Origin of the sequence: Brasilonema sp. UFV-L1, assembly GCF_012912105.1 — a bacterium.
Lineage (GTDB): Bacteria > Cyanobacteriota > Cyanobacteriia > Cyanobacteriales > Nostocaceae > Brasilonema.
Genome location: NZ_QMEA01000206.1, coordinates 1 through 9,180 on the forward strand (window position 1 = coordinate 1; position 9,180 = coordinate 9,180).

Annotated in this window: 6 protein-coding genes and 3 pseudogenes; 2 read left to right on the forward strand and 7 right to left on the reverse strand. The window is 42.5% G+C overall.

Features of this window, described 5'->3' with window-relative positions; all coding sequences use genetic code 11:
- Positions 1-185: pseudogene (locus DP117_RS35740) on the reverse strand (hypothetical protein); the annotation flags it as partial.
- A 249-nt stretch (positions 186-434) separates the two neighbouring features.
- Between DP117_RS35740 and ispG the strand changes: the two are divergent.
- Both ispG and ctpC read left to right on the forward strand, forming a co-directional pair.
- A complete protein-coding gene (gene ispG, locus DP117_RS32120) occupies positions 435-1,661 on the forward strand; it encodes a (E)-4-hydroxy-3-methylbut-2-enyl-diphosphate synthase (protein WP_169222226.1) in 1,227 nt (408 codons plus the stop codon).
- A 154-nt stretch (positions 1,662-1,815) separates the two neighbouring features.
- The gene (ctpC, locus tag DP117_RS32125; RefSeq protein WP_169222227.1) at positions 1,816-3,099 is read left to right on the forward strand and encodes a carboxyl-terminal processing protease CtpC; all 1,284 of its coding nucleotides are present in this window, start codon (positions 1,816-1,818) and stop codon (positions 3,097-3,099) included.
- 61 nt (positions 3,100-3,160) lie between these two features.
- Here the strand turns inward: ctpC and DP117_RS32130 are convergent, their stop codons facing one another.
- The 6 genes and pseudogenes from DP117_RS32130 to glyQ all read right to left on the reverse strand — a co-directional run bounded on the left by DP117_RS32130 (position 3,161) and on the right by glyQ (position 8,813).
- A complete protein-coding gene (locus DP117_RS32130; RefSeq protein ID WP_169222228.1) occupies positions 3,161-3,349 on the reverse strand; it encodes a transposase in 189 nt (62 codons plus the stop codon).
- Positions 3,350-3,513: 164 nt separating this feature from the next.
- Positions 3,514-5,871: a ComEC/Rec2 family competence protein gene (locus DP117_RS32135; RefSeq protein ID WP_169222229.1), complete on the reverse strand. Its 2,358-nt coding sequence runs from the start codon at positions 5,869-5,871 to the stop codon at positions 3,514-3,516.
- Between the two features lie 480 nt (positions 5,872-6,351).
- Positions 6,352-6,453 (reverse strand): annotated as a pseudogene (locus tag DP117_RS36735) (IS630 family transposase); the annotation flags it as partial.
- 529 nt (positions 6,454-6,982) lie between these two features.
- A pseudogene (locus tag DP117_RS36740) lies at positions 6,983-7,198 on the reverse strand (IS630 transposase-related protein); the annotation flags it as partial.
- Between the two features lie 275 nt (positions 7,199-7,473).
- The gene (locus DP117_RS37120) at positions 7,474-7,602 is read right to left on the reverse strand and encodes a hypothetical protein (protein WP_282440344.1); all 129 of its coding nucleotides are present in this window, start codon (positions 7,600-7,602) and stop codon (positions 7,474-7,476) included.
- A 332-nt stretch (positions 7,603-7,934) separates the two neighbouring features.
- Entirely contained in the window at positions 7,935-8,813 is an 879-nt protein-coding gene (gene glyQ / locus DP117_RS32150) for a glycine--tRNA ligase subunit alpha (protein ID WP_169222231.1), read from the reverse strand.
- Positions 8,814-9,180: the final 367 nt, after the last annotated feature.

A 9,180-nucleotide genomic window follows, 5' to 3' on the forward strand; every position in this document is an offset into this window, starting at 1 on the left:
ACCTCATAAACCTGCAATACGCTGTAACTTTGTTGCTCAGTTTCTACCAAATACGTATCGTTAAGACCTCGCTTGTATAGTTTACAGTTACGGATATTGCTGATAGGGTAGTGACAAAGTACGGTTTTAATTAAAGCCTCACCGTCAGGAATAGAGTGAATGACAGAAATTAATAATTGACTCATAAAATGATTGATGTTGCTAATAATATTTCTTACTTACCGTAATTTTAGATTTTGAATTTTGGGTTTTAGAGGATTAGATAGTTATTTTTACTTATTTTTCCAATCTGCCTCCTTCGCCACTCATTTTCTCCCTTTTTTCTTCCTTTTTTTTCAACTTCATCACTCAAATGAGCCTCTGATATGGCAATCTGGGAAACAGAATGTTTTCCAACTTGATATCTTTGCTACAAAAATTTTACTGAACAGGATATGCAAACCCTGCCTACGCTAACAACTCCCAACACTGCAAATCTTCAACTTACCTTTGACACCACGATTAAACGGCGCAAAACCCGTTCAGTCAAAGTTGGTAATGTCACCATTGGGGGTGGCTACCCTGTGGTGGTCCAGTCAATGATTAACGAAGATACCCTAGATATAGATGGTTCTGTAGAAGCAATTCGCCGTCTTCATGAAATTGGCTGCGAAATCGTTCGCGCTACTGTACCCAGTATGGCTCATGCCAAAGCATTGGCAGAGATTAAACAAAAATTAATCAAAACCTACCAAGACGTGCCGATTGTTGCTGACGTACATCACAATGGTTTAAAAATTGCTTTGGAAGTCGCCAAACATATAGAGAAAGTGCGGATTAATCCAGGGTTATACGTGTTTGAAAAGCCAAACCCGAATAGAACCGAATATACTAACGCTGAATTTGACGAAATTGGCGAAAAAATCCGCGAAACTCTGGCACCATTAGTTATTTTCTTGCGTGATCAAGACAAGGCTATGCGAATTGGTGTCAATCACGGTTCTCTTGCTGAAAGGATGTTGTTCACCTATGGTGACACTCCAGAAGGTATGGTGCAATCAGCAATAGAATTTATTCGCATTTGTGAATCTTTGGATTACTACAACTTGGTCATTTCGATGAAAGCCTCAAGAGTGCCAGTTATGATAGCCGCTTATCGCCTCATGGCACAACGGATGGATGAACTGGGTATGGATTATCCCTTGCACTTGGGTGTCACTGAAGCGGGTGATGGTGAGTACGGACGAATTAAATCCACTGCTGGTATTGCAACTCTTTTAGCTGATGGCATTGGTGATACAATTCGTGTGTCACTCACAGAATCACCAGAGAAAGAAATCCCTGTCTGCTACAGTATTTTGCAAGCTTTGGGATTGCGGAAAACGATGGTGGAGTACGTTGCTTGTCCCTCCTGCGGACGTACATTGTTTAACTTAGAAGAAGTTCTGCACAAAGTCCGCGAAGCGACTAAACATCTCACCGGACTGGACATAGCAGTTATGGGGTGTATTGTCAATGGACCCGGAGAAATGGCTGATGCTGACTACGGTTATGTTGGTAAAACCCCTGGATATATATCTCTCTACCGTGGGAGAGAAGAAATTAAAAAAGTTCCAGAAGAAAAAGGAGTCGAAGAATTGATCAACTTGATTAAGATAGATGGACGTTGGATAGATCCATAAAGTTTTCGACAAGTTTTGTACCGCCGATGTAAGTAGTCGCCGGATGACAAAGCATTTTTGTGAAATAGAAAAATATGCTCAGTCCGTACAGCAAAACCCTGTGTTAGATTGAGCATACTGATTATAAAACTTTCCGTCTGACACAGCTGTCATTATGGTGATTACAAGAAGTGGACTTGTTTTGGGTGCTACAGCGGTGACACTGACAACGATCGCAGTCACTAGTCTGGGTATTCACTCACAAGGACAGGCCTTATTTAAAGAAAGTCCTAAGGAATTAGTCGATGAAGTCTGGCAAATTATTAACCGCCAGTATGTAGATGGTACTTTTAATAAAGTAGATTGGCAGGCTGTTCGTCGTGAGTACCTGAACAAGTCTTACACCAACAAGCAGGAAGCTTACAAGTCTATCCGGGAAATGCTAAAGAAGCTGGATGACCCTTACACCCGGTTTATGGATCCAGAGGAATTCAAAAATATGCAAGTGGACACCTCTGGAGAACTGACAGGTATTGGTATCCAAATTGGTCTAGATGAGAAAACGAAGAAGCTGACTGTTATTGCGCCTATTGAGGATACACCTGCAGAAAAAGCTGGCGTTCTGGCAAAAGACATCATAACCAAAATCAATGGAAAAAGCACCGAGGGTATGGATACCAATCAGGCTGTATCCTTGATCCGAGGAGAAGCAGGAACACCAGTCAACTTGACAGTTCTGCGCAATGGTCAAGAAAAAGAATTCAGAATTACAAGAGCAAAAATTGAAATTCATCCAGTAGAGTATTCCCAAAAGCAAACTCCAGTAGGTAAGGTTGGTTATATTCGCTTGAAGCAGTTTAGTGCTCACGCTTCTAAGGAAATGCAACAAGCAATCAGAAATTTAGAAGCGAAGCAGGTAGATGGTTATGTCCTGGATCTACGTAATAATCCAGGTGGCTTGCTTTTCTCTAGCATCGAAATTGCCCGGATGTGGATGAATAAAGGTACAATAGTTTCGACTAAGGATCGCTTCGCAGAAGTAGAACGAGAAATCGCAAACGGACGTGCTTTGACAACCAAACCGTTAGTGGTGCTAGTGGACAAAGGTTCAGCAAGTGCCAGTGAAATCCTCTCAGGAGCCTTACAGGATAACAAACGTGCTGTTTTAATCGGTAGTCAGACCTTTGGCAAAGGGTTAGTACAATCAGTGCGTCCTCTGGATGATGGTTCAGGACTGGCGGTGACAATTGCTAAGTACTATACTCCCAATAATCGTGATATTAATAAGCATGGGATTGACCCAGATGTCAAAGTGGACTTGACAGATGCTCAGCGACAGCAGTTGTGGCTCAAAGAACGCGAAAAAATTGCCACCCTACAGGATCCCCAATTTGCTAAAGCTGTAGAAGTGTTAGGCAAAGAAATTGCACAGAAAGGAAACACTAGAGCCGAAAAATAAACACAGAAGAGGGAAAAAGAAAAAGATGAAAATCATTCTTTGTTTTCCCTTCTTCTTTGTTTCATACTGGCTGGCATTTTCCAGATCTAATCAGTCCTACGCGGCGAGCAATCGCTTCTCCTTGGGAAGTAAATGGTCCCCATTGCTCAATAATTTCTGGATCATTTTCCTCAGTTACTTCGTCGCTGGGGATGATTTCGCAATTGCCTGTAGAGAGCTTGACTATAAACCAATGTTGTGTATTACTCATGCTTTGTTTCAAAATCCGTTTTGCACTGAAAAAATTTTACGCTTTTGAGGCGAACGGGTAGTGCTTGCATTAGGAAATTGTCACACCGTATAACTGACAGGAAGCCATACTACAAACTGCTATTATCTGCACTACAGATATCTAAATTCTTCAAAATAAGAATTTTATAAAATAGAAGTTTTATTTTCCGCAGTCTGGATAAAGATCTCAAACTGTCCGTTGGGTGTCCACTGGATAGCGCCATCTCTACCTGTAAAGAATAGTTTTGTCTGAGTTTGATTTAATTCAGATAACGTTTTTTGGTCAACGTTGGCGCTAGTTGCGATCGCCACTTGCGGTTGTAAGACAGAAACTAACTCTTTTAAAGAATGATGAGAACACCATAAGACTTGTGGACGCACTAAACCTTTAGTATTCACTATCTCAAGCAGTTCAGTTGTGTTGCTCTCACCCACTAACAACCAATTTTGCCCTAAAATTTGCAGCTGCAAGACAGGTAATTGGTTGTTGATTAATTGGGCAACTACCGAACTAGTGCTTATCGTTTGACCGACTGACAAACCTTGGTAAATTCCTTTACTCTTTTGTACTTCTTTTTGAAGGACTTGACTGGTTATGTCATTTTCAGACGTGGAAGAATAGTTATAGAAAATTCCAATCGGCAAACGTTGCAACACTTCTAACCAAGCATTATCGTTACTACGTTGAAAATCAGAAGCGATCGCCCAATCAATTTTATTGATACCTTGCTGTTGTAAAAACGGCAATATAGTGAAGCGCCCCGTACCTTCACCTCCACTGTTTATGAGTGTGACTTTTCCTCTGTCTTGAATCACTAAAACTGGTTCCTTGCCAGTTGCTAACACTGTGACGCGAAATAACGTGTTTGCAGAATGCCAAACAGGGAGAAAAACTAAACTCAATACAACTATGCCTGCAAACCACCACCGCTTTTGCCACCAACGCACCACCCATGCCAATATAATCAGTATGTATATTGTCAGCATCTGACCAAGAGATATACTACCCAAAGCAACTGTACTTCCTGGTAGACTCGCAAAAAATTCCACTAATTTCAGCAACCACTGGGTTGGATGATATAACAAGTGAGCTAAAGAGCTTCCTGCATCAGGTAAAATTAAGCTGACTAGGGCGCTTATCATTCCACCAATACTGATGACAGAAATCAAAGGGGTAGAGAATATATTGACAGGCAGAGTGTAAATTGCTACGACACTAAACACATACAATAAAAGAGGTAATGTCCAAATTGCAGTCGCTAGTGGAACTGCAATTGAAGATGTCATAATAGGCGGCAACCAATCTAAACGCTTTGTGATTGCGGGTACTGTCACAATTAACCCCAATGTTGCCAGAAAACTCAGTTGAAATCCTAAATCCCAAATCCATAGAGGATTGAAGAGCAATAACAGTACCGCCGTAACCAGCAATGATCCCAACTGTTTGACTTTGCGCTTGAATCCTATTCCAATCAGTACCGCAAATCCCATTATTACAGCTCTAAGTACCGATGGCTGCAAACCTGTTAGAGCTAGAAAAAGAAGGAGAGCAATACTACCAAGTATGATTTGGGTTCCTTTTTTCGCCTTTGACGTTAACCCCAGCACCACACCCAAAATTAACGATGTTTGAAACCCCGACGCTGCTAAAGCATGAGCTAATCCTACCTGTACAAAACGGTCTCGGGTTTCGTAAGGTAAATCAACGACTTTACTACCCAAAACCATAGCACTGACGAGAGGACCATGAGGAATACCCAACCAACGAACTTGCGATCGCACAATTTGTTCCCGAATTTTCCACCATCCCCATTTCTTTCCTTCATCCAGAATATTAACTTGTCGTGCGCTCAAACCCGCAAACGCACCTTCTTGCTGGAGAAATTTTTGAAAATCAAAAGCACCAGGATTTAATAGTGGTTTTGGTTTGTACAAAACGCCAGTCAACGCAATATGTTGATTAGGATGTAATCCAGTCGCTTGAAGTAAAGGCATAGTTACATATAACTTTCCTGTTACTTTTTTACTTGCACCAGCTGAACCATTTTCGTTTTTTACTTCATCGAGCTGAGTTGCTTGTAACCATAATTGTCCACGCTGATTGCGAGTCATGCGGGGTGTACTAAGTACACTACCACGAACAATAAAAAGTTGTTCTTGATTGTTGCTATTTTCTGACGAGACGAATTTACTGATATCGTTGGTTTCTGGTGTCGGAATACGCGATTGAAAGTACAAACTAGCCAGCAACCCTACTACGCCAGCAACAAGCCAAACTCTTGCATGAGGAGTCGTTTGCGTTAATGGTAGCGCTGTCTTGGTTTTCGCCTGGGATTTATCCTTTTTTTGCAGGTGTTTGCGCATATTGGGGTGTCGTTTTCCAAAAAAGATAGCTCCCACTACGCCCAAACCCAATACCCAAAAGCCGCCCAATGGAACTGCTGTAAATAGCAACCCTAGAATATAGCTAAGACAGATTATGACACCACTTGCCTGAATCATCAGAATTTTTATAGAAACATTTGGCAAATAGAATCTGTGGCTACATGGGCAATATGCCCAAAAACCTAGTCAACGCAAGCAAACAACATATGTTGAGCTTACGTAGATCAGTGCTATTTGTATAGCCCCAGATTTCCAGTTTGCAAGTGCATCACCATTTTGGCAATAGAACTCTAAAAACCCATCAAAGGATCAGGGTAAGAGCATCTCAATTAGGCTTGACACAAGGACTTAGAGGAATCTAATATATCGTCAATGAAACAAGAATTAAGAACTTAAATCATATAATCGTTATCCATAGCTGTCCGTTTCATTTTTTGTCTCAGACTGCGTTTGTAAGTCGTTTCTTGGTTGAGGGCATTCAGGTTTTACCAACCCCCGTTGAAGAATGTGGCGTCAGGCAACTGGCTCTCCCGTTGGGGTTCCCCGACAGCCCTGCACAAGCCTTGGGTCTCGCCTTTTGTAAAACATGGCGCATGTTTCTAGCCAGGTCTCAAACACTGTGCGGTTGCACGCTCCCTCGACCGTAAATGGCGCAATTAATTGACTATCCCGGTACCCGGCAATCATATTAATCCGTCCCAAGAACTTGGGTAAAACGAGTTGACGCAAAGTCAAGCGCACTTGTCCCCGGAAATTGAACCAGCCTAGCCCCAGCAGGGGGCGCTACGCAAATGTTTTTGTTTCACTGTATTCCAAGTCGGGTACGCGTTCTAGTAAGGCTGGTTCAATTTCTGCGTGTCAGACCTCGACCCCTAAAATTTTGGCAGCACGCCAAGTGCGGGACTGTCGGGAAACCCGACGGCAGATGCGCAACTTGGGGAAACCCCAAGACCGCACTGCCTCCCCAACGCACTGGCTCCTTTGTTTGATTTCACTGTGTTCCTGAGCACTTGGGACAAGAAAAAGGGTCAAGCCTTTGTTTGGTTGATTTGTCGGTGCTCACGGGTACTCGTTGTAATAAGGCTTGACCCTTTTTCCCAGTCGTAACCCCGTAAAGACGAGTACTCGTAGTAAGGCGGCTGCCAAAATTTTTACGTGGCGCGACCCCGTGACTGTCGCAGTCAAAAATACAAGGGTTGTCCATTTTTGCCCTTGGGGAAAGCCCAACCCGAAACTTCTCCCAATCGGTGATTTTCCGACGCTGTTGCGACGCTTGCCTCGGCTTTGGCTTGATATCACCCGTTTCGGCTTTGCGCTGACACCACAAGTTAATCGTATTGCGACTGATATTGAACAGTTGACTCGCCTCACTCTTCTTGAGACCGTTCAACTCAATCGCTTGCATCACCTTTTGCCGGAAGTCATCACTGTAGGGTTTAGCCATCGAAAGTTGAGCAGAAACAATAGCAATACTTATAGTCTATGTCCTAATAGAATTGACTACAGCTATACAATTGACCCCTGGAAGGGTTGCTCAGGCTTGGTTCGGAATTTTGGCAGCTATTGGTACTCCTGCGTGTTCGCCGAAACCTCGCGGAAAATCTCCAGGCTGGACACCAGGAAGAACCCGTCTACGTAGAATTCGTTATCCAAAAGTCAAAAAAAGAGCTACACTATCACCCAAAGAACCATCCGTTGCGGTTTAATATCAAAGATTTTTCATGCTTTGAGTAAGTTTGTTATTAACTCAGCAGTGCTGGGTCGTTTTGCATCCCTGTAGTCTAAACTCCAGTCCCACTGTAGGCGATCTGTAGGCGATCGCCCGACTTTAGTCATCTCACCCATCATCCTCAATTCTTATTTGTCAAGGCATCTCCTCACTGTAGGCGATCGCCCGACTTTAGTCATCTCACCCATCATCCTCAATTCTTATTGTCAAGTATACTTTATACCAAATTAGATGAGCTTACCCTGATCAAAGGATGTCCTGAATGTACTATCAAATAGGGAATACTCAAAGAGCGAAACCAAGCTGCATATAGATTCCAAAACTTGAATAAGATTGAGTCTTTCTTACAAACCTTGACTTTTTTGCAGCATTTCATCTGGCAACTCCTTGCATAAATCAAAATGACCTCACCCTTGTTGGGGGTGAGGGCACTTTCGTAGTTACAATGCACTCAACTAGCTAGCTTATTTAAAAGCGGAAAACCCAGCTTTTCTCGTTGTTCCACATATAATTGCGCTATTTTTCGCGCTAAATGTCGAATTTTTGCAATGTAACGGGTTCGCTCTGTAACAGAAATGACTCCTCTTGCATCTAGCAAATTGAAAGTGTGTGAACATTTTAAGACATAATCTAGACTGGGTAACACTAGTCCTCGTTCAGTCAATTGCTGTGCTTCTTGCTCATACATGTTAAATAATGTGAGCAGCATTTCCGGATTTGATGTTTCAAAGTTGTAAACACACTGCTCAATCTCTCCTTGGAGGTGAACATCTCCATATGTGATGTTGTCTGTCCATTGAATCTTGGTAAATGCATCTACTTGTTGGAGATACATCGTCAGTCTTTCCAAACCATAAGTCATCTCAATAGACACTGGACGGCAATCAAGTCCTCCACATTGCTGAAAGTAGGTAAATTGGGTGACTTCCATTCCATCTAACCACACCTCCCAGCCAGTTCCCCAAGCTCCCACCGTTGCATCTTCCCAATTGTCCTCTACAAAGCGAATATCGTGGTCTTCAGGACGAATTCCCAAAGCCCTTAAGGAATCAAGATAAATTTCTTGGATATTATCTGGTGAAGGTTTAATCAGAACTTGGTACTGGTAATAGTGTTGGAAACGATTGGGGTTTTCGCCGTAACGCCCATCAGTAGGACGGCGACAAGGTTCAATATAGGCAACAGCCCACGGTTCTGGTCCTAGCGCTCTTAAAAAAGTATGAGGGTTCTTAGTGCCTGCTCCTTTTTCTATATCGTAGGGTTGGGCAATCAGACAACCGCGATCACTCCAGAACTCATGCAATGTAGCTATGACTGACTGAAAATTCACAATTACTTTTCCTGACTCATTGAAAGTGCATCTCCCATTTTTGCCCAAACTCGTCACAGCAGACAGTTTTGAGCAATCTCAAAAATTCTTTCAAAAATTTTTCTTGGAAGAGTTGACAATCGAGTGGAGGCTCGCTACTATGAATAAGTGCCTGAGAGAGCGAAGCGCAAAACAAACGCGGAGCCAAGAGGCACCGAACCATGAAAAATCTATAGTTTGAAAGCTAGTATACACCTTAAGCCTTGCGTCAGTAAAGAATCAACCTAGGCTGAAGGTTAAAAAATCAGCTAAATAACAAATGAATGAGTGTATGAAAGTTCGCTTTTATACAACAGGTTTCAAAACGGAGAGTTTGATCCTGGCTCAG

What these genes read in the sequence shown, in the direction of transcription:
- DP117_RS32135 (WP_169222229.1), bottom strand. Translation starts at nt 5,871, where the DNA reads ATGATTCAGGCAAGTGGTGTCATAATCTGTCTTAGCTATATTCTAGGG.
- DP117_RS37120 (WP_282440344.1), bottom strand. Translation starts at nt 7,602, where the DNA reads ATGATGGGTGAGATGACTAAAGTCGGGCGATCGCCTACAGATCGCCTA.
- ctpC (WP_169222227.1), top strand. Translation starts at nt 1,816, where the DNA reads ATGGTGATTACAAGAAGTGGACTTGTTTTGGGTGCTACAGCGGTGACA.
- DP117_RS32130 (WP_169222228.1), bottom strand. Translation starts at nt 3,349, where the DNA reads ATGAGTAATACACAACATTGGTTTATAGTCAAGCTCTCTACAGGCAAT.
- ispG (WP_169222226.1), top strand. Translation starts at nt 435, where the DNA reads ATGCAAACCCTGCCTACGCTAACAACTCCCAACACTGCAAATCTTCAA.